At 58.6% G+C, this 20,100-nt stretch carries 17 protein-coding genes and 1 pseudogene; 5 read left to right on the top strand and 13 right to left on the bottom strand.

The window, feature by feature from the left end:
• Window positions 1-123 precede the first annotated feature (123 nt).
• Window positions 124-603: a helix-turn-helix domain-containing protein gene (locus ABID12_RS11460; protein ID WP_354434305.1), complete on the bottom strand. Its 480-nt coding sequence runs from the start codon at window positions 601-603 to the stop codon at window positions 124-126.
• A 659-nt stretch (window positions 604-1,262) separates the two neighbouring features.
• On the opposite strand from ABID12_RS11460, the gene ABID12_RS11455 reads away from it, so the two are divergent.
• Window positions 1,263-1,604, top strand: a complete 342-nt coding sequence (locus ABID12_RS11455) for an ArsR/SmtB family transcription factor (RefSeq protein ID WP_354434304.1) — start codon at window positions 1,263-1,265, stop codon at window positions 1,602-1,604.
• A gap of 370 nt (window positions 1,605-1,974) precedes the next feature.
• Here the strand turns inward: ABID12_RS11455 and ABID12_RS11450 are convergent, their stop codons facing one another.
• From ABID12_RS11450 to urtE, 7 genes are all read right to left on the bottom strand, one after another.
• Window positions 1,975-2,514: a peroxiredoxin gene (locus ABID12_RS11450; RefSeq protein WP_106310412.1), complete on the bottom strand. Its 540-nt coding sequence runs from the start codon at window positions 2,512-2,514 to the stop codon at window positions 1,975-1,977.
• Between the two features lie 255 nt (window positions 2,515-2,769).
• Window positions 2,770-3,639 carry a GNAT family N-acetyltransferase gene (locus ABID12_RS11445; protein ID WP_354434303.1) on the bottom strand — a complete coding sequence of 290 codons (870 nt, stop codon included), beginning with the start codon at window positions 3,637-3,639 and terminating at the stop codon, window positions 2,770-2,772.
• Between the two features lie 120 nt (window positions 3,640-3,759).
• Entirely contained in the window at window positions 3,760-5,472 is a 1,713-nt protein-coding gene (ureC, locus tag ABID12_RS11440) for an urease subunit alpha (protein WP_354434302.1), read from the bottom strand.
• Window positions 5,473-5,543: 71 nt separating this feature from the next.
• Entirely contained in the window at window positions 5,544-5,849 is a 306-nt protein-coding gene (locus ABID12_RS11435; protein WP_106310403.1) for an urease subunit beta, read from the bottom strand.
• Window positions 5,850-6,208: 359 nt separating this feature from the next.
• Complete coding sequence (locus tag ABID12_RS11430; RefSeq protein WP_106310400.1) at window positions 6,209-6,511, bottom strand: urease subunit gamma; 303 nt, start codon at window positions 6,509-6,511, stop codon at window positions 6,209-6,211.
• A 34-nt stretch (window positions 6,512-6,545) separates the two neighbouring features.
• Window positions 6,546-7,367, bottom strand: a complete 822-nt coding sequence (locus tag ABID12_RS11425) for an urease accessory protein UreD (RefSeq protein WP_435528225.1) — start codon at window positions 7,365-7,367, stop codon at window positions 6,546-6,548.
• Between the two features lie 245 nt (window positions 7,368-7,612).
• Entirely contained in the window at window positions 7,613-8,308 is a 696-nt protein-coding gene (urtE, locus tag ABID12_RS11420) for an urea ABC transporter ATP-binding subunit UrtE (protein WP_354434300.1), read from the bottom strand.
• Window positions 8,309-8,549: 241 nt separating this feature from the next.
• Between urtE and ABID12_RS11415 the strand changes: the two genes are divergently transcribed.
• On the top strand, window positions 8,550-8,834 hold the full coding sequence (locus tag ABID12_RS11415; protein ID WP_354434299.1) for a GIY-YIG nuclease family protein: 285 nt from the start codon (window positions 8,550-8,552) through the stop codon (window positions 8,832-8,834).
• A 223-nt stretch (window positions 8,835-9,057) separates the two neighbouring features.
• Here ABID12_RS11415 and urtD read toward each other — a convergent pair whose 3' ends face one another.
• The 5 genes and pseudogenes from urtD to olsC form a co-directional block, all read right to left on the bottom strand.
• On the bottom strand, window positions 9,058-9,816 hold the full coding sequence (gene urtD, locus ABID12_RS11410; RefSeq protein ID WP_319517540.1) for an urea ABC transporter ATP-binding protein UrtD: 759 nt from the start codon (window positions 9,814-9,816) through the stop codon (window positions 9,058-9,060).
• Window positions 9,817-9,932: 116 nt separating this feature from the next.
• A pseudogene (gene urtC, locus ABID12_RS11405) lies at window positions 9,933-11,003 on the bottom strand (urea ABC transporter permease subunit UrtC); the annotation flags it as partial.
• Window positions 11,000-12,640, bottom strand: coding sequence for an urea ABC transporter permease subunit UrtB (urtB, locus tag ABID12_RS11400; protein WP_435528220.1), 1,641 nt, complete (start codon window positions 12,638-12,640; stop codon window positions 11,000-11,002). The gene urtB and the pseudogene urtC, both read right to left, overlap by 4 nt.
• A gap of 87 nt (window positions 12,641-12,727) precedes the next feature.
• On the bottom strand, window positions 12,728-14,023 hold the full coding sequence (gene urtA / locus ABID12_RS11395; RefSeq protein ID WP_319517541.1) for an urea ABC transporter substrate-binding protein: 1,296 nt from the start codon (window positions 14,021-14,023) through the stop codon (window positions 12,728-12,730).
• 152 nt (window positions 14,024-14,175) lie between these two features.
• Complete coding sequence (gene olsC / locus ABID12_RS11390) at window positions 14,176-14,994, bottom strand: ornithine lipid ester-linked acyl 2-hydroxylase OlsC (protein ID WP_354434298.1); 819 nt, start codon at window positions 14,992-14,994, stop codon at window positions 14,176-14,178.
• Between the two features lie 185 nt (window positions 14,995-15,179).
• On the opposite strand from olsC, the gene ABID12_RS11385 reads away from it, so the two are divergent.
• The 3 genes from ABID12_RS11385 to ABID12_RS11375 all read left to right on the top strand — a co-directional run.
• Window positions 15,180-18,581, top strand: coding sequence for a hybrid sensor histidine kinase/response regulator (locus tag ABID12_RS11385; protein WP_354434297.1), 3,402 nt, complete (start codon window positions 15,180-15,182; stop codon window positions 18,579-18,581).
• A complete protein-coding gene (locus ABID12_RS11380) occupies window positions 18,574-19,482 on the top strand; it encodes a response regulator (RefSeq protein WP_354434296.1) in 909 nt (302 codons plus the stop codon). Before ABID12_RS11385 ends, ABID12_RS11380 begins: the two co-directional genes overlap by 8 nt.
• A 260-nt stretch (window positions 19,483-19,742) precedes the next feature.
• The coding region (locus ABID12_RS11375; protein WP_354434295.1) for an IS110 family transposase at window positions 19,743-20,100 on the top strand (358 nt) is incomplete at its 3' end.

Below are 20,100 nucleotides of genomic sequence, written 5' to 3'. Positions count from 1 at the left end.
CCGCGATGAAAGCAACCTTAAAGAGTGTTATGTTTCATTTTGTTGCCAGATATGGCATTATATAGCCATGCCTGAATCACCCTAGGCAGAGCCGGCCCCAAGCATCCGAAAAACGCTTTCGCACTAAAGCCCGTTGCGCAGCCGCTTCTTCAGCCGATGCTCAACAATGCGGATATGCAGTTCGACTTCATCGCGATCTCCCAGATCACAATTTTCAGCCAAAAATCCATAACCTCTGAATATTTCCTCCAACACAATCCTGGTGCTGGAATCGATCTCGTGCTCGACGAGCCCAAGCAGGCGCATACTCAACAAGACAAACGTTTCTTCATCTATAAGCCACTGAACTGGCTTGTTTATTTTAGAAACTCTCTTATCACCTTCATGCTCAAATTTCTGCCCTTTGCCGCGTAAAAGCCACTCGACAGAAACGCCGGTCAGATCCGATATCGCAATACATGCGCTCACCTTCGGCTCCGTCTCTCCGCTGACCCAACCGCCGACTGTCCGGCGGGAAACGCCGATTTCAGCTGAGAGACGGTTCAGCCCACCAATCTCGTCAGCAGCTTCTTTTAGACGCTTGTGAAAGCTTCGCGTATACATTGGGCGAAAATCACTACCTTGTTGAAATATACATCTTTACATTTGGAATTTTTTTGCTATGGTTCGAGCAACAAAATGCGAAACACAATCAGAGGTGTCATTCTCCAAAAAGTCGGCCGAAAGGAACAGTATCAGGCCAGAACACAATCTGCCCTAACCGCGACTTTCCCTCGATCAGGGCTCACATTTGGCGATCCGGTCACGTTATTGTCAAAACGACTGGGTGCCGGTGTTTATATGTATTGGCGCTCTCCTGGTGCTCAACGCACTGGTTTTGAGCGTGGTGTTTATCGCATACAGAGTCACTCTGCTCACAGCGATAACCACAGTTATTCTGATCAACAGATCAGTACATCCATGGTATCCGGAGCGATTTTCTCCTGTTTGCCTTAAGTAAATGATGGTTCCAGCTTACCAGAATTTGGACAATATCAATTATCTCTACCCGGACTTCAAAGGTAGAAAATATAGATGATTTCGGGAGAAAATCTTCTATGAAGAACGCTTTGCGAAATATCGTTCTGGATTTTGCCCTACCCCTCACGGCAGCACACCGATCGATGAAATTACTTGTATTTTCCTCAGATAGGGCCCTCCTGAACTCCACGGCAGGCTGTAAGCAATCGTCTCCGTCACGACATAGCCGATGAGGGTGAAAAATGGAAACTGTTTTGGACCCCCTACCCGCCCCGGCCAATCTGCTTTCTGCCATGGGCAATCCGAAAAGACTGCAAATCCTGTGCCTTCTGGCAGAGCATGAAATGCCTGTCGGACTACTCGTCCGCAAGATCGGATTGAGCCAGTCCGCTATTTCACAGCATCTTTCAAGGCTCCGTCAAGAAAAGATCGTGAACACAAGGCGTGAAGCACAGACTATCTACTACAGCATACGATCTGATCTGGTAAATCAGATACTACAGACGCTTGACGATTTTTACGGCGAGCCCTGGCGCGCCGGTATCCGCCACAACTGGCACGATACGCCCCCGTCCAGGCTTTAGAAATTACTGCCCCTCGGGGAAACAAAATGCTTTTCCCAGGAAACTTCACTGGATAAGAAACATCCGGTCTGATTATTGACAAACCCGACAAGCAATCATGATTTTGCCTTCTTCCCCGCCGTCATTCCGGCCTTGAGCCCGAATCAAGCAAGGGCCAAGTCCTTGCACGCAAGGACTCTTTCTGACAGCGCATAACAAGCGGCCCTCGATACCGGCTCAAGGCCGGTATGACGAAAGAATGCGAGACGAACTTTGTCAGCAGTCTGACCGGATAGGAAATATCCGGTATCTTTTGCCGATACAAAAAAAGTGGCGACAACTCAAAAGTCATCGCCACCGGCAGTCTTCTGATCAATTACAGGCGAGAACCTCAGGCAGCCTTGGCTTCGCCCTTGAGGCTTTCCAGGATGTTCTGCGGCGCGGAAACACCGTAGGGGTCCGTTTCGCAAAGATCGGAGAAGCCTTCTTCCTCGAACCACTTTTCGACAACGCCATCGTTGATGATGGCGGCATAGCGCCAGGAGCGCATGCCGAAGCCGAGATTGTCCTTGTTGACCAGCATGCCCATCTTGCGGGTGAATTCACCCGAGCCGTCCGGGATGACCTTGACGTGCTGCAGGTTCTGGCCCTTGGCCCACGCGTTCATGACAAACGCATCATTGACCGACATGCAGTAAATGTCGTCAATGCCCTGAGCCTGAAACTCGGGGAACAGTTTTTCAAAATCGGGAAGCTGATAGGTCGAGCAGGTCGGCGTGAAAGCGCCCGGCAGCGAGAACAGAACAACGCGCTTGCCCTTGAAATAATCATCGCTGGTCTTGTCTTCCCAACGGAAGGGGTTCGGGCCTTCAATGCTTTCATCGCGAACACGCGTGTGAAAGGTAACGTTCGGAACTGTGCGACCGTTCATCTCTACATCTCCTTGGTTCAAATCCGGGAGGATTTCTTTAAAAAAACTGTTGGCGAATTCTAACAATTTTCAATCAGGAATAAAGTAAAAACACTAGAATAATTCTAATGTAATAGCTCTTATGCGCTCAGTGCATAGCTCACCCTATCTCCCGTTCGAGCTGCATGTCGCGATTGTGAATAATGATTTCAAGGGAGAGGTCTGCGGCAAACGAGCGCACCAAAGGCAATAGACGGCACAACGGAATGAATATGTTTAGCCAACAGACACAGGCGCGCTCAAAATGGCCAGCCGATAGTCGCCCACCAGCGCAAATCCCAGCGCCCGATAGGCACGCGCGGCATGAAAGGTGCCCGTGAACAGGATAGACCTGCGCATGCCCTCTTCAAAAGCCCGTTCAAGCATCCTTCCGAGAAGATAGCGGGCATACCCGCGTCGGCGGCCCTCCGGCGGCGTCCACACCGGCCCGACCTGGACCATATCCTCATAGCGCGCATTGAACCCGGCCAGACAGACGGGAACGCCGTCCAGAAGAAGAACGAACCGGTCGAAGTCGTGGGCGTTGGCGAGATCGTCCGAAACGGCGGCTTCCACCGCCTCTGTCTGGTCCTCTCCGAGCGCTTCCTTGCGATAGGCCAGCAGCCACGACCGCAGGATTTCGGCGTCGGCATCGGCCCAATGTACCATTGTCAGATGCGGGTCGGAGGGGCCGGCAGGCAGATAGGTTTCGCGTGACAGAGAAAACAGGTTTTCGGCAACATTGAGCGTATATTCCGCCGCCTCGAGCCGAAACGCCTCAAGCAGCGCCAGAACCTGTTCGTCAGGCCCGAGAACGCCGGCAACCGGTCGCTTGATATTCATGCGCAGGTGGCTAACGAGACGCTGACGATAATCGGCTTGCGGCGCCTGCACCATAATATTGCCGTTCCAATAATGGGCAGCGACACCGGCGATTTTCTCCCCGTCATCAAATGCAGCCCAGTATTCACCGCCATAGGGTACATCCGGATTACCGATACCGGCACGCGCCATGTTGGAAAGCAGAAACATGCTGCTTTCGGCATAGTCGGAAAGGAAGGAAACGAGCGCGGGCGCATCCTCCGCCCGCAAGGCTCTCACTGTCATGACCGTCGCCCCAGCTATCAAAACCAGGCGCCATAGTGGCCAAGGCCCACCAAAAGGTGAAGCCGGAAAAGCCTTCCGATTCATGAAAGCTTGTTATCCCGACTTCACCGGAATTTGTGGTCAGAACAGGAAATACCGCTGCGCCATCGGCAACACCTCTGCCGGTTCGCAGGTCAGTACCTCGCCATCGGCGCGCACTTCATAGGTTTCCGGATCGACAGAGATTTCCGGCGTGGCGCTGTTGTGCACCATCGACGCCTTGGAAATGCCGCCGCGCGTGTTCTTCACCGGCAGAAGCTGCTTGGCAACGCCAAGCTTGTGGGCAATGCCGGTATCCAGCGAGGCTTCGGAGACGAAGGTGACGGAGGAATTGGTGCGCGATTTGCCAAATGAGCCGAACATCGGACGGTAATGCATCGGCTGCGGGGTCGGGATAGAGGCGTTCGGGTCGCCCATCTGGGCCGCCGCAATGGTGCCGCCCATGATGATCATTTCCGGTTTGACGCCGAAAAGTGCGGGATCCCACATCACCAGATCGGCGCGCTTGCCGACCTCGACCGAGCCGATCTCATGGCTGAGACCGTGAGCAATGGCCGGGTTGATCGTGTATTTGGCGATATAGCGCTTCACCCGGTAATTGTCGTTTTCGCCGCTTTCCTCCGGCAGGCGGCCGCGCTGGCGCTTCATCTTGTCGGCGGTCTGCCATGTGCGGATGATCACTTCGCCGACGCGGCCCATGGCCTGGCTGTCCGAGGAAATGATCGAGAACGCGCCGATGTCATGCAGAATGTCTTCCGCAGCAATCGTCTCCTTGCGGATGCGGCTTTCGGCAAAGGCGATATCCTCGGGAATGGACGGCGACAGGTGATGGCAGACCATCAGCATGTCGAGATGTTCGGCAATGGTGTTGACGGTATAGGGCCGGGTCGGGTTCGTTGACGAGGGAATGACGTTCGACTGGCCGCAGATCTTGATGATATCCGGCGCATGGCCGCCGCCTGCCCCTTCGGTGTGGAAGGCATGGATGGTGCGGCCCTTGAAGGCGGCGACCGTATCTTCCACGAAGCCGCTTTCGTTCAGCGTGTCGGTGTGGATCATCACCTGAACGTCGTATTTATCGGCAACCGACAGGCAGTTGTCGATGGCAGCCGGCGTCGTGCCCCAGTCCTCATGCAGTTTCAGCGCGCAAGCGCCGCCGAGCACCTGTTCTTCCAGCGCGCCGGGCAGCGAGGCATTGCCCTTGCCGGCAAAGGCCAGGTTCATCGGGAAGGCATCGGCGGCCTCGATCATCCGGCCGATATGCCAGGGGCCGGGCGTGCAGGTGGTGGCAAAGGTGCCATAGGCCGGCCCCGTACCGCCGCCAAGCATGCAGGTCAGCCCCGCCATCAGCGCTTCCTCGATCTGCTGCGGGCAGATGAAGTGGATATGGGCGTCCATGCCGCCGGCGGTGACGATCTTGCCTTCGGCGGAAATCGACTCGGTTCCGGGACCGACGATGATATCGACGCCTGCCTGCGTGTCCGGGTTACCCGCCTTGCCGATGCCGGCGATGCGCCCGTCCTTCAGCCCGATATCGGCCTTGACGATGCCCCAGTGGTCGATGATCAGCGCATTGGTGATCACCGTGTCGACCGCACCTTCGGCGCGCGTTGCCTGGCTCTGGCCCATGCCGTCGCGGATCACCTTGCCGCCGCCGAACTTGATCTCGTCACCGTAATGGGTGAAGTCCTTTTCCACCTCGACAAACAGTTCGGTATCGGCAAGACGCATCTTGTCGCCGGTGGTCGGGCCGAACATCGAGGCATAGGACTGGCGGGACATTTTAAAGGGCATGGATCACTCCCCATGAACACAATTTGACTTGATCCGCGCCGAAAGCCGCGCGGGACCGGCAATTTCAGGCTCTAGAGCTTGCCCATGACTTCCTGGCGGAAACCGTAGACATTGCGGTTGCCAGCAAAGGGCACCAGCGTGACATCGCGGGTCTGGCCGGGCTCGAAACGCACCGCCGTTCCGGCGGGAATATCGAGCCGCATGCCGCGCGCCTTTTCACGCTCGAAGGACAGGCCGGGATTGGTCTCGAAGAAATGGTAGTGGCTGCCCACCTGAACCGGACGGTCGCCGGTGTTGGAAACGGTCAGCGTCACGGTCTCAAGACCGGCATTGATTTCGATTTCGCCTTCGGCGGGGATCATTTCACCGGGTATCATTCCAAGTCCCTCAATTTACTTCAGACCTAAGTCTGCAAAATAATCATCCCATCCCATAATGGGTTTAAATTCATCGTCGAAACTCTTCGAGTATCGACCTGGTGTTCTATCATAAACCCTGCGTAGGCTTCGATTTATATTAATAAGACTACGCAAAACATCGTCCGGCAATGCACGCTTTGGCTCCCAAATTGCCTGAACTGATTCCACTTGCTGCCTCGCAAGTTCAGCCAATTCTGGATCAAAAGCGCCAATATAGTGAGAGGCAGAATAGTTTTGCGAAATAAGTTTCGCCTGCTCTCGCAAACCTTTCCTTTTGAATAAGCCGAACATCTATATCTGCGAGAATTTAAGCCTCCTCACCTGATCGGCTCGTGTACGGTCACCAGTTTGGTGCCGTCGGGGAAGGTTGCTTCCACCTGCACGTCGTGGATCATTTCCGGCACGCCTTCCATCACCTGATCGCGGGTCAGCACATGGGCGCCGGCTTCCATCAGTTCGGCCACGGGGCGGCCGTCGCGGGCGCCTTCCACCACATAATCGGTAATCAGCGCGATAGCTTCCGGCCAGTTGAGCTTGACGCCCCGCTCCAGCCTGCGGCGCGCCACCATGGCGGCCATGGAAACCATGAGTTTGTCCTTTTCACGCGGCGTCAGGTTCATGCGTCACTCTCGTTTCTGCTTATCGCTCGGTATTTCAAAGATGCCAGACTTTCGGCAGATTTTGGCCGTCCCGCAAGACCTTTAGTGCCGGAATCAGGCTTTTTCGCAAATGATAGCCGTCGGGCGCAACGATCCGGGCGACCAGCTTGCCGCTCCACTCGCTGGCCCCGCCCGCCGCTTCGCCAAGCGCTGCCCGCACCTTCGGCATCAGCGCTTCTGCGCGCGGGCCACAGTAAAGCAGGGTCGCAAATGCAACATCGCCACCGAGCACCGCCGTCTGCGCCACAAGGTTTTCGATATCACCGGTCATGCGCACATCTTCGGCATGGATCAGCTGGCCTTCCCGGCGCACCCGCCAGCGGTCGCGGAACTGACCGTATTGCACCGCCTCACCCATCGCCTTGCGTCCCAGAAGCACCGCCTCGATGGCCAGAAATTCGGCATTTTCCGCCAGATCGACATCCAGCCTGCGATTGAGCGAGGCATTATCGAACAGGATGGTTTCCTGCGGCAACCAGTCGAGCCGGGCATTGTCGCCAACCCGCAATTCGGTATCTATCATCGCCGGACCTTCATCCGACTTGTAGATTTTCTCGCAGGCCTGCGTGGTCACTGTCAGCGCCGTTCCGGCCTCGGCATCCATCACCCATTGCAGCCGGTCGCCGCCGGTCAGCCCGCCGGATGTGTTGATCAGAACGGCTTCCATCGCGCCGTCGAAGCTCTCGGGAATGCGGATCTTGGCCGCGCCCTCCTGATAGAACTCATCGAGACGGGTCCGGCCGGCCAGTGCCTTGGCTGTCACCTGTCCCCGTCCGAATGTACGCTGTGGCCGCGCGGTTCTGCCTGGCATTAACAGCACCACTCCGCCCTCGCTCCGGCTTTGACCCTGCCGTCTTTTTCTGCGCCGCTCATGGCGTTCCCTTTTTCTTTAATCATTCTGTCAAAAGGGTCAAAGCAAGTTTCATGCCGCACGGACAATGCCGGTTCGTTTTAATGCCCGTTCAGCGACACCGAAAGGCGAGACGGCAGTCAGAAGAATGTCAGGCGAAAACGCCAGCGCTGCCCGACGCACAAAAACTTCGCAGTCTGCGTGTGGAAGCATCACACCGTCAGATGCCGGCGAGCGTCCTCGGTATCGAGCGTTTCGGCCGGACCTTCATGAACGATGACGCCACGGTCCATGATATAGACCTTGTCGGCCAGTTCGCGGCAGAAATCGAGATACTGCTCAACCAGAAGAATGGCCATGCCGGTGGAATCGCGCAAGTAACGGATGGCGCGGCCGATATCCTTGATAATCGACGGCTGGATGCCTTCGGTCGGTTCGTCAAGAACGAGAATTTGCGGGCGCGTCACCATGGCCCGGCCGATGGCCAGTTGCTGCTGCTGGCCACCGGACAAGTCGCCGCCACGGCGCGACAGCATAGTCTGCAACACCGGAAACAGGCTGAAAATATCGTCGGGAATGCTGCGGTCGCCGGCCTTCAGCGGCGCAAAACCGGTTTCCAGATTTTCCTTCACCGTCAAAAGCGGAAAGATTTCGCGCCCCTGCGGCACATAGCCAACCCCTCGTTTTGCCCGGGCATAGGGCGCAAGCCCGTCGAGTTTTTCGCCCTGAAAGGCAATGGTGCCACCGGAAGTCGGATGTTGCCCCGTCACCGCCCTGAGCAGCGACGACTTGCCGACGCCATTGCGCCCCAGCACACAGGTGATCTTGCCCATTTCAGCCTCAAGCGAGACATCACGCAACGCCTGCGCCGCGCCATAATGCAGATTGACATTTTCAATGGTCAGCATGGTCGTGGACCTCTGTTTCAAAGGCAGAAATGGTCAGTGTCGCAAATTGGCTTTCTGTCTGTAGCCTGGATCCTCGGGTCAAGCCCGAGGATGACGCATTAAGAGAGGGCGACGGGAAAAACTGGCCGGCAAACACGAAATGTGTGCTCGTTTGCCCTGAGCCGTCTTTTGCTTTCCGTGCCTTCGCATTTGTGTCATCCTCGGGCTTGACCCGAGGATCCATACAGACCGGCAAAACGCGATGACCGGCTATGTCTATATCGTCACCAACAAGCCACATGGAACGCTTTACATCGGCGTCACGTCTGACCTCGAGCGACGCATCTTCGAGCATCGCGAAGGACTGACGAAAGGCTTCACCAGCCGCTACGGCTGCAGCCGGCTTGTCTGGTACGAGGAACATTTCGAAATCGGTAGTGCGATCACCCGGGAAAAGGCTCTCAAACACTGGAACCGCGCGTGGAAGATCGCGCTGATCGAACGCGTCAATCCCGGCTGGGACGATCTCTACGAGACGTTTCTCTGAGCAATCCGGCGTGGATCCTCGGGTCAAGCCCGAGGATGACCCGAGGGGGGAGGTCTGCACTTTATTAGCGAAGGCTTTCTCCGGGGAAAGCTCTGAGAAGAATTCCTGCGACTTTTCAGCATGCCCTGAGGTCGCACGCTGCACCCAGCCTTCCCCATTTGCGTCATCCTCGGGTTTGACCCGAGGATCCATCCAGCATCTCAACTCGCTCGCGGCCATCCCCTCACCGCCCCAGATAATTCTCGATGACCTTGGGGTCATTCGACACAAAATCGATCGATCCTTCGGCGAGCACGGAGCCTTCGGCGAGGCAGGTGACCTTGACGCCGAGGTCGCGGACGAAGCCCATGTCGTGCTCGACGACGACGACGGCGCGGGTTTTGGCGATTTCGCGCAAAAGACGCGCGGTCTCGACGGTTTCGGCGTCGGTCATGCCGGCAACCGGTTCGTCGACCAGAAGCAGTTTCGGTTCCTGCGCCAGCAGCATGCCGATTTCCAGCCACTGTTTCTGGCCATGCGACAGGTTGGCGGCAAGCTCGTCCCTGCGGGCGGTCATGCGGATGGTTTCGAGGATTTCCTCGATGCGGGTCCGGTCTTCACCGGTCAGGTGATAAAACAGCGTCGAAAACACCCCGCGCCTGCGGTTCAGCGCCAGTTCCAGATTGTCCCAGACCGTATGGCTTTCGAACACGGTCGGCTTCTGGAATTTGCGGCCAATGCCGAGCTGGGCAATATCGGCCTCGTCGCGGCGGGTGAGATCGATCGTGTCGGAGAAGAACACCTCGCCCTCATCCGGCCGGGTCTTGCCGGTGATGATGTCCATCATCGTTGTCTTGCCCGCCCCGTTCGGGCCGATGACGGCGCGCAGCTCTCCCGGTTCGATGACGAAGGACAGGCTGTTGAGCGCCTTGAACCCGTCAAACGATACCGAGACATTGTCGAGATAGAGCAGGCTCTTGGCGCGTTTTTCCTGCGGGCTCATCGTGCCGCCTCCCCTTCTGCTGCCGCCGTATCGATACCGGCTTCAGCCTCCTCAGCGCGTTCATTGCGCGACAGCGCGTCATCGCCGCCGGATGTGTTTTTCCGCGAGAACCGTCCGGCCAGCGTTCCGACAATGCCCTTCGGCAGGAACAGGGTGACGGCGACGAACAGGCCGCCGAGCGCGAACAGCCAGAAGGCAGGGAAAAGCCCGGTGAAAATCGTCTTGCCGCCGTTCACAAGAATGGCGCCGATGATCGGGCCGACCAGCGTCGCGCGACCGCCGACCGCCGTCCAGATGACGACTTCGATGGAGTTTGCCGGCGCGAATTCGCCCGGATTGATGATCCCGACCTGCGGCACGTAAAGCGCACCGGCCACGCCCGCCATCATGGCGGAAACGACGAAGGTGAAAAGCTTGTAGTTTTCCACCCGGTAGCCGAGAAAGCGCACCCGGCTTTCGGCATCGCGCACGCCGACCAGCACCTTGCCGGCCTTGGAGCGGACAATGGCCGAGGCGATGAAAAGTCCGAGCGCGAGAAACAGTGCGGAGGCTGCAAACAGGGCGGCGCGTGTTGACCCCGCTTGCACGGAAAAGCCGAGAATATCCTTGAAATCGGTCAGGCCATTATTGCCGCCGAAGCCCATATCGTTGCGGAAGAAGGCGAGCAGCAGCGCATAGGTCATCGCCTGGGTGATGATCGAAAGATAGACGCCGTTGACGCGCGAGCGGAAGGCAAACCAGCCGAAGACGAAGGCCAGCAGGCCCGGCACGACAAGCACCATCAGCATGGCGAACCAGAACATGTCGAAGCCATGCCAGAACCACGGCAGATGCTGATAGTTCAGGAACACCATGAAGTCCGGCAGAACCGGGTCGCCATAGACGCCGCGTGAACCGATCTGGCGCATCAGATACATGCCCATCGCATAGCCACCGAGCGCGAAGAACGCGCCGTGACCGAGCGAAAGAATGCCGCAAAAGCCCCAGACGAGATCGAGCGAAAGTGCCAGCAGCGCATAGCAAAGGTACTTGCCGAACAGCGAGACCATATAGGTCGGCAGGTGAAACGGGCTTTCTGCCGGCACAAAGAGATTGAGGAAGGGCACCAGAAGCGCTGCGGCGAACAGCACGGCGATGGCGATGAGAACCTTGCGGTCGAGAGAGCGCAGGAGATAGGCCGTAATCATGATTCAACCGCCCTTCCCTTGAGTGCGAACAGACCGCGCGGCCGTTTCTGGATGAACAGGATGATGAAGACGAGCACCAGGATCTTGCCGAGAACGGCGCCGGCATAGGGCTCGAGAAACTTGTTGAGGATGCCGAGGGAAAATGCGCCGACGAAGGTGCCCCAGAGATTGCCGACGCCACCGAAGACCACGACCATGAAACTGTCGATGATGTAGGACTGGCCGAGATTGGGCGAGACATTGTCGATCTGCGAGAGCGCAACGCCTGCCAGACCGGCAACGCCCGAACCGAGTGCAAAGGTGAAGGCATCAACCCATGGCGTGCGGATGCCCATGGACGCGGCCATGCGCCGGTTCTGCGTGACGGCGCGCATCTGCAGGCCGAAGGCGGAACGCTTCATCAGCACGAGAAGCCCGGCGAAAACCGCAAGCGCAAAGACGATGATCCACAGACGCGACCATGTGATCACCAGCCCGCCGAGGTCGAACGACCCCGACATCCACGCCGGATTGCCGACCTCGCGGTTGGTGGGGCCGAAAATGGTGCGGATCGTCTGCTGAAGGATCAGCGACACGCCCCAGGTGGCCAGCAGCGTTTCCAGCGGACGGCCATAGAGAAAGCGGATGACGCCGCGTTCGATGACAAGACCGACGGCACCGGTGACGACAAAGGCGACCGGAAGGGCGATGGCCAGCGACCAGCCGAAGAGATCCGGATAGGAATTACGGATCACCTCCTGCACCATGAAGGTGCAGTAAGCGCCGATCATCACCATTTCGCCATGGGCCATGTTGATGACCCCCATCACCCCGAAGGTGATGGCAAGGCCGATGGCGGCAAGCAGCAGCACAGAGCCGAGCGACAGGCCATACCAGACATTCTGGCCGGCATCCCAGAAGGCAAGCCGCTTTTCGATTTTTGCCTGCGCGGCGTCGATATCGGCCTGAAGTTCGGGCTCCAGACTGCCGCGCGCGGAAAGCAGAATGGAAATCGCCTCGCGCCCGCCGATTGCGGCGATATCGTCAATCGCCTCGGTTTTCGCCTCTATCCCGGCATTGGAATTGAGAATGGAGACGGCACGCGCCTGCGAAAGCGCCGATTTGACCTCGCCGTCCTCTTCCCGCTCCAGCGCCTGCTCGATGAGAGCAAGATTGTCCTCGCTCGGGGCGCTCATGAGTTCATGTGCGGCTGAAAGCCGGACATTGCGGTCGGGGCTTCCAAGCGTCAGGCCGGCAAGGGCGGCATCGATTGCGCGGCGGAGATTATTGTTGACCCCGACCTTTTCCAGATCGCGCTTGGAGGCTTCACCCACCTGTTCACCGGTCAACGGGTCGATCAGCAGAAGATTGCGCCGCGAACTGGCATCGGCCGTCATGAAGACCTTGCCATCATCCTCGCGGTAATAGAGATCGCCGGCGGCAAGCGATTTCAGCGCCGGCACCACGGCGGTGTCGCCGGTGGCTGCGAGTTTGTTGACCTGCTCTTCCGTTTCGGAAAAATTCCGCGCCGTTGCAAAGCCGTCAATCATGCCCTGCAGGTCGTCGGCGGCCTTCAGGGAAAGCGGCGCACATGTCAGAAAAACAATAAGTGAAAGAATAAAGGCTCTTAAATAGCGCATGCGAGAAAGAGATGACATGTGCGCCCCCGATTTTGGTGGCCCGTAACGGCCACCCCCCTGTTCATCAGGCGCGGCAGAACCGCGCCTGACAATGACGTCGTCGGATTACTCGGCAGCCATGCCGCCGCACTGACCGGTCTCGGTGTTGAAGTTGCCGCACGACATCGGAGCGCGCCAGTCGGCAATCAGGTTCTTGGAGTCGGGCAGGTAATCGGACCACGCATCGCCTGCGACCAGGCCGGGCGTTTCGTAGACGATGTCGAACTGACCATCATCCTGGATTTCACCGATCAGAACCGGCTTGGTGATGTGGTGGTTCGGCATCATCGCGGAGTAGCCGCCCGAAAGGTTCGGAACCGAAATGCCAACCATGGCGTCAATCACGGCATCCGGATCGGTGGTGCCGGCCTTTTCAACGGCCTTAACCCACATGTTGAAGCCGATGTAATGAGCCTCCATCGGGTCGTTGGTCACGCGGGCATCGTCGCCGGTATAGGCATGCCATGCGTCGATGAAGTCATAGTTCGCATCGGTATCGACCGATTCGAAGTAGTTCCAGGCCGCCAGATGGCCGACAAGCGGACCGGTATCGAGACCGGCAAGCTCTTCTTCGCCAACGGAGAAGGCAACGACCGGAATATCAGAAGCCGAAATGCCCTGGTTGGCCAGCTCCTTGTAGAACGGCACGTTGGCGTCACCGTTGATGGTGGAGACCACGGCGGTCTTCTTGCCTTCGGAACCGAAGTTCTTGACGTCGGAGACGATCGTCTGCCAGTCGGAGAAGCCGAACGGCGTATAGTTGATCATGATGTCTTCATCGGCAACGCCGTGATCCTTCAGATAGGCTTCGAGGATCTTGTTGGTCGTGCGCGGATAGACATAGTCGGTACCGGCCAGAACCCAGCGCTCGACGCCTTCGTTCTCCATCAGGTAATCGACGGCGGGAATGGCCTGTTGGTTCGGTGCAGCACCGGTGTAGAACACGTTGCGCTGGCTTTCCTCGCCCTCATACTGGACGGGATAGAACAGGATGTTGTCGAGTTCCTCGAACACCGGCAGAACCGATTTGCGCGAAACGGAGGTCCAGCAGCCGAAGACAGCCGAAACGCCGTCGCCTTCGATCAGCTCACGCGCCTTTTCGGCAAAAAGCGGCCAGTCGGAGGCCGGGTCGACGACGACAGGCTCAAGCTGCTTGCCGAGAAGTCCGCCCTTTTCGTTCTGCTCTTCGATGAGCATCAGCATGGCGTCTTTCAGCGTCGTCTCCGAAATCGCCATCGTGCCGGACAGCGAATGCAGGATGCCGACCTTGATCGTGTCTTCCTGCGCGAGCGCAGCGGTTGCGGTCGATACCGTCAGCGCCGCCATAAGCGCCGCGCCGGTCAGTCCCTTTTTGAATTTCATCTTATTTCCCCTCAACGGATTATCGCCTGAATGGCGTCTGGAAATCGCGGCGCCCGAAAACGAACGCCTGCGCCAACTATCGTTGAGGGAGAGAAAACCCCACATACGTCATTTGACGTATGTGGGGTGGAAGACCGTCTGTCAGAAGCGCATTACGGCCGGTTTCGAAGCGCCTCGGCCTCGGCATAAAACTTCTTTTCCCAGTCCTTGTGGTTGTCGAGGCCTTCGCGGATGAACGGCGTGAAGATCGCCATATGCATCAGCAGCCAGTTGACGCATTTCGCCGGAAAACGCGTCGGTTTGACGAAATCGACGAACAGCACCACGCGGGTCTTGTCGGTGTGGTTCCAGGCCTCGTGCTCGTAGGCGTCATCGAAAATCAGCACCTTGCCTTCTTCCCAGTGGCAGATCTGGTCCTTGACGCGGATCGCCAGTTCGTCCGGCTCGGCCTCCGGCACGATCATGCCGAGATGAAGGCGCAGCACGCCGTTATAAGGGCCGCGATGGGCCGGCAGGTGCTTGCCGGGCTCGAAGATGGAAAACATCACCGTCGTCAGCCCCGGTATCTTCTGCATGGCCTTCCAGGTTTCCCGGCAGGCGGCGATATTCTGTTCCGATTTCAGCCCGTAGCCGAGCAGGAAGAAGGTCTTCCAGTGGTTGTCGTCGGAAATCGTCTTCACATCGGTCGAGATATCCTGGAAGCTCGGCAGCTCGCTCTGGCGCAGAAGGACCTTGTCCAGCTCGGCGCGAATGGCGGGCGCTGCCGCCTCGATTTCCTTCGACCACGGAAAAGTCGCATTGTCATAAACCGGCGGATTGCCGTGAATGGCATGTTTCAGATTGAGCTTTTCCGCCCAGTTGACGATGCCCATGAAAAAGCGGGTCGCAGCCGAGGGTCGTTCCATCGGCGCAATACCATCGGTTCCGAAAGTCTGCCCTTCATCGGTGCTTTCTGTCTGCGCTTTTGCCATCGTCCACTCCTGTCTGCATGGCCGCCGGATAGCGGCCTGTTCCCATCCGATTACCATAACATCGTCGAAAACAAGGAAAAAGTGCGGCAGGCATGTGGGTTTCACCACGGTTTTCACTTGCCAAGGGCCGTCCTTGTCGAAACATTCAGGCAAACACCGACTTTTCCGATGCAAAGCCAGAGTTCATGACGCCACGCCAACGCATTATCCCCGTCCGGCGCGAATATAACCGCTGGGTCGCCAACCAGACGCTGGAAGACTACGCGCTGCGCTTTACCGCCAAGAGCGCGCGCCGTTTTTCCTCCAGCCGGATTTCGCAGACGGCCATCGGCGCGATTTCGTTTCTGGCGCTGGAGGCGATCGGCGGCACGATCACGCTTTCCTACGGCACGACCAATGCCTTTTTCGCAGCCATCGTCGCGGCAGCCGTGATGCTGCTGGCTGGTCTGCCGATCGCGAAATATGCGATCCGCCACGGCGTCGACATCGACCTTCTGACCCGCGGCGCATCCTTCGGCTATATCGGCTCGACCGTCACATCGCTGATCTATGCAAGCTTCACCTTCATCCTGTTTGCCATCGAAGCCTCGATCATGTCGGCCGCACTGGAACTGGCCTTCGGCATTCCGCTGTGGATCAGCTATGTCATCTCGGCGGTGCTGGTCATACCGCTGGTGACCTATGGCGTGCAGATGATTTCACGGTTCCAGCTTCTCACCCAGCCATTCTGGATCATTCTCAACATCCTGCCCTTCATCTTCATCGCCTTCATGGATTTCGAGAAATTCGAACTCTGGCGGGCCTTTGGCGGGCTCAATGCGGCCTCTGCGGAGCCGGGAACGGCGGCGGCCTTTACGCTGACCGGCTTTGCGGCAGCAGCCGGTGTCATCTTCGCGCTGATGCCGCAGATCGGCGAACAGGTGGACTTTCTGCGGTTTCTGCCTGCAACGGGCAAACGCAGTTTCCGCCACCGGCTGGCCGTGTTTCTGGCAGGTCCCGGCTGGGTGGTCGTCGGCGTGCCCAAGCTGATGGCCGGATCGTTCCTGGCCGTTCTGGCGCTCTCCTCCGGCGTGCCGGCCGAAAGCGCCGCCGACCCGTCGCACATGTATCTGACGGCCTTCGGCTACATGCTGCCCAACCAGACCGCCGCCCTTTTGCTGATGGCCGCTTTCGTCGTCATTTCGCAGCTCAAGATCAATGTGATGAACGCCTATGCGGGTTCGCTCGCATGGTCGAATTTCTTTTCGCGGCTGACCCACAGCCATCCCGGCCGCGTCGTCTGGCTGGTGTTCAACGTGGCCATCGCCCTGCTTTTGATGCAGCTCGGCATCTACCGGCTGCTGGAAGCCTCGCTCAGCGTTTTCGCCATCATCGCCATGTCCTGGCTTTCGACGATTTCCGCCGATCTGTTCATCAACAAGCCGCTGAAGCTTTCGCCGCCCGGCATCGAGTTCAAACGCGCCCATCTCTACGACATCAACCCGGTGGGTCCGGGCGCCATGTTCCTTGCCGCCGCCATCGCGCTTGCCGCGCATTTCGGCGCGTTCGGTGCGCTCGCGGTCTCTTTCGCGCCCTTCATTGCCTGTTTCGTGGCGCTCATCGCCTCACCGCTGATCGCCTGGAGCACGGGCGGGCGCTATTACCTGGCGCGCAAGCCGAGGAAGGGCTGGCAGTCGCTCACCACCATCACCTGTTCGATCTGCGAGCACCCGTTCGAGCCGGAGGACATGGCGTGGTGTCCGGCCTATGCAGGGCCGATCTGTTCGCTCTGCTGCTCGCTCGACAGCCGTTGCCACGACCTGTGCAAACCGAAAGCGCGGCTCAACACACAGGTCGCGACGGTGGCCGGAAAACTGCTTCCCGCCCGCATTGTCGCCCAGCTTGCCACCCGCCTCGGACGCTACAGCATTGCCTTCGTGCTGTCGGCGGCCGCAATCGGCGCCATCCTGTTCATGATTTCGCACCAGATGGCCGAGGCCGCCCCGGAAACGGCATCGGTGGTTTATGACACGGCGCTGATCGTCTTCTTCGTCTTCGCCCTGATTGCCGGCGTTGTCGCATGGTTCTTCGTGCTCGCCCATGACAGCCGCATGGTGGCGGAGGAGGAATCCTCACGCCAGACGACCCTGCTCTTGAAGGAAATCGCTGCCCACGAGAAAACCGATGCCGCCCTTCAGGCCGCCAAGGAGACGGCGGAGGCGGCCAACCGCGCCAAGAGCCGTTATGTCGTCGGCCTTTCGCACGAGCTGCGCACGCCGCTCAACGCCGTTTCCGGCTATGCACAACTGCTGGAACGCGACGTGACCATTCCCGAAGCCCGCAGACCGGCCATCAAATCCATCCGCCGATCGGCCGATTATCTCTCGGGCCTGATCGACGGCCTGCTCGACATTTCCCGCATTGAATCCGGCCGCCTGCAGGTGTTCTCCAACGAAATCGACCTGACGGAATTTCTCGACCAGATCACCGATATGTTCGAAACCCAGGCGCGCGCCAAGGGCCTTGTCTTCCGCCACGAACGCGACCGGACCATGCCGGCCTATGTGCGCACCGACGAAAAGCGGCTGCGGCAGATTCTCGTCAATCTGCTCTCCAATGCGGTGAAATTCACCGACAGTGGCGCGGTTAACTTCAAGGCGCATTATCGCAATCAGGTCGCCACCTTCATTGTCGCGGATACCGGCAGCGGCATTGCCGAAACGGATCTCGAACGCATCTATGAACCGTTCGAGCGCGGCGACGGCAAGGCGGAAAAGCCGGGCCTTGGCCTCGGTCTCACCATTACCCGGCTTCTGGTCAACACGCTTGGCGGCGCCATTGACGTCGAAAGTGCGGAGGGCAAAGGCACCACCTTCACCGTCAGGCTGATGCTTGCCTCCATCGAACGCCCGGCCCCGCCACGCGGCAGCACGGACCGGACCGGCGGCAGCTATGACGGCCCGCGCCGTATGATCATGGTCGTTGACGACAACGCCGACCACCGCGCGATGATGCGTGATATTCTCGAACCCCTCGGCTTCACCGTGATGCTGGCGGAAGACGGGGAAACCTGCCTGAAACAGATTGCCGACAAGCGCCCCGATATATTCCTGCTCGACATCCGCATGCCGGGCATGAACGGCTGGCAGCTTGCCACCCGTCTGCGCGATGCCGGCGTTACCGCGCCGATTGTCATGCTCTCGGCCAATGTCGGCGACGATGCGATTATCGGCCGGGGCGATGACAGCCACAATGATACGCTCGCCAAACCGGTCAGCCTGAACCGGCTGAAGGATGTTCTGGCCATCCAGCTCGGCCTGAACTGGCATGACAAACCGGAAGCCGCACCGGCGCCTGCGACAAAAACACCGGAAAAACTGCTCTTTCCGCCCGAAACCGTGCGCGATGAATTGATGCGCCTTGCCGAAATCGGCTATCTACGCGGTATCAGGGACATGCTCGGCGAACTTTCGGCCAGTGAGGCTTACCGACCCTTTGTGCAAAAGGCCGAGCCGTTCATCGCCGGTTTCGACGTGGACGGTTTTGTCCGCTTCCTGAAAACGGCTGAAACCGGCAATACCGGAGAGGAACTGAAATCCGATGGCTGAGGAAATCGTACTTCTGGTCGATGACAGTCCGGAGACGCTGAGCTTCCTCACCGAAGCGCTGGAGGAGACCGGCTATTCCGTGCTGATTGCGACCTCCGGCGAGAGCGCCCTGAAGATTGTCGAGCGGGTTTTGCCCGACCTCGTGCTGATGGATGCGGTGATGCCGAAAATGGACGGTTTCGAAGCCTGCCGGCGGCTGAAGAGCGGACCGGCGGCGGAAACCCCCGTCATCTTCATGACCGGGCTATCGGAAACCGAGCATATCGTCCATGCGCTGGAATCGGGCGGCGTCGACTACCTGACCAAGCCGATCAATATCGACGAGCTGCGCGCGCGCATCCGCGTTCATCTGGCAAATGCCCGCTCCACCCAGAGCGCCCGCGTCGCGCTTGACGCCACCGGCCGTCACCTTCTGGCAACCGGCCCGGACGGGTCGTTTCGATGGATGACCCCGCAGGCAAGCCGGCTGATCGGCGCGGCAACCGGCGGCGAACCCGACCTGAACCTGATTGCCAGTGAAACCGGCAGATGGCTGCAATCGGGCGGGGCTTCAGGTGCCTCACCGGATCAGCCCATGCTCCCGATCACGCTCAACGGCCGGCTTCTCTATCAGCTGGCTTTTCTGGAAAAGACGGGCGCCGACGAATACCTCTTCCGCGTGACCGGTGCCAATCCGGTAAGCGATGACGCGGCGCTGCGGAAAAACTTCCCGCTGACGGTGCGCGAATCCGAAGTATTGCTGTGGATCGCCAAAGGCAAGACCAACCGCGACATCGGCGATATTCTCGGCCTTTCCACCCGCACGGTGAACAAGCATCTGGAACAGATCTACGTCAAGCTCGGCGTCGAAAACCGCGCCTCTGCGGCGGTAAAGGCAGCCTATGTGCTGCATGATATGTAGCAGAGACACGGGGCGGAGACGCCCCACGCCAATTGGTTGAGAACCGCTTCCCCACTCTGGGGTCACCCTCGGGCTTGTGTGGACGAGATGTGGTTTACTTGATCTCACTGGCCGGGATGCGCATCCCGGCCAGTGCAGGCAGGTGGCCGTTTTCTCGGACTGGTTAGAATAGCCGCGATCAAGCAAGGCCCTGCCTGCTCCCTTTGACCCCGTACGGTTGCTCGGGCTTTCGCCCGCACCACAAGCCTGGGAGCAAGGTAATGTTACAGCAGATCTCCTTTGTTGGCATTGATGTCGCCAAGGACCGGTTCGATCTTTTCATTCTTCCCAGCGGTGAGCGCATGAGCGTGAATTCCGGCGAGGCCGGCATAGCGCGCCTTGTGTCTCGCCTTTTGAAGCTGGGACCGATCAAGATTGCGGTCGAAGCATCGGGCGGCTATGAACGCAGGCTAGCCCTTAACCTGCATGAAGCCGGTCTGGTCGTCTATATCGTGCCGCCGGCAAGAGTGCGCAGCTTCGCCCGCTCCCTTGCCCAGCATGCCAAGACCGACGCCATCGATGCTCAAATGATCGCACGCCATCTTGAAACGGCTCATGAGCGCCTTGAACCTTTCCGTC

Source organism: Martelella mangrovi (assembly GCF_040545495.1).
GTDB lineage: Bacteria > Pseudomonadota > Alphaproteobacteria > Rhizobiales > Rhizobiaceae > Martelella > Martelella mangrovi.
Note: the sequence above shows the minus strand (reverse complement) of the source record. Positions and strands in the feature narration are given on the sequence as shown.

What these genes read in the sequence shown, in the direction of transcription:
- ABID12_RS11460 (WP_354434305.1), bottom strand. Translation starts at nt 603, where the DNA reads ATGTATACGCGAAGCTTTCACAAGCGTCTAAAAGAAGCTGCTGACGAG.
- ABID12_RS11455 (WP_354434304.1), top strand. Translation starts at nt 1,263, where the DNA reads ATGGAAACTGTTTTGGACCCCCTACCCGCCCCGGCCAATCTGCTTTCT.
- ABID12_RS11450 (WP_106310412.1), bottom strand. Translation starts at nt 2,514, where the DNA reads ATGAACGGTCGCACAGTTCCGAACGTTACCTTTCACACGCGTGTTCGC.
- ABID12_RS11445 (WP_354434303.1), bottom strand. Translation starts at nt 3,639, where the DNA reads ATGACAGTGAGAGCCTTGCGGGCGGAGGATGCGCCCGCGCTCGTTTCC.
- ureC (WP_354434302.1), bottom strand. Translation starts at nt 5,472, where the DNA reads ATGCCCTTTAAAATGTCCCGCCAGTCCTATGCCTCGATGTTCGGCCCG.
- ABID12_RS11435 (WP_106310403.1), bottom strand. Translation starts at nt 5,849, where the DNA reads ATGATACCCGGTGAAATGATCCCCGCCGAAGGCGAAATCGAAATCAAT.
- ABID12_RS11430 (WP_106310400.1), bottom strand. Translation starts at nt 6,511, where the DNA reads ATGAACCTGACGCCGCGTGAAAAGGACAAACTCATGGTTTCCATGGCC.
- urtE (WP_354434300.1), bottom strand. Translation starts at nt 8,308, where the DNA reads ATGCTGACCATTGAAAATGTCAATCTGCATTATGGCGCGGCGCAGGCG.
- ABID12_RS11415 (WP_354434299.1), top strand. Translation starts at nt 8,550, where the DNA reads ATGACCGGCTATGTCTATATCGTCACCAACAAGCCACATGGAACGCTT.
- urtD (WP_319517540.1), bottom strand. Translation starts at nt 9,816, where the DNA reads ATGAGCCCGCAGGAAAAACGCGCCAAGAGCCTGCTCTATCTCGACAAT.
- urtB (WP_435528220.1), bottom strand. Translation starts at nt 12,640, where the DNA reads ATGTCATCTCTTTCTCGCATGCGCTATTTAAGAGCCTTTATTCTTTCA.
- urtA (WP_319517541.1), bottom strand. Translation starts at nt 14,023, where the DNA reads ATGAAATTCAAAAAGGGACTGACCGGCGCGGCGCTTATGGCGGCGCTG.
- olsC (WP_354434298.1), bottom strand. Translation starts at nt 14,994, where the DNA reads ATGGCAAAAGCGCAGACAGAAAGCACCGATGAAGGGCAGACTTTCGGA.
- ABID12_RS11385 (WP_354434297.1), top strand. Translation starts at nt 15,180, where the DNA reads ATGACGCCACGCCAACGCATTATCCCCGTCCGGCGCGAATATAACCGC.
- ABID12_RS11380 (WP_354434296.1), top strand. Translation starts at nt 18,574, where the DNA reads ATGGCTGAGGAAATCGTACTTCTGGTCGATGACAGTCCGGAGACGCTG.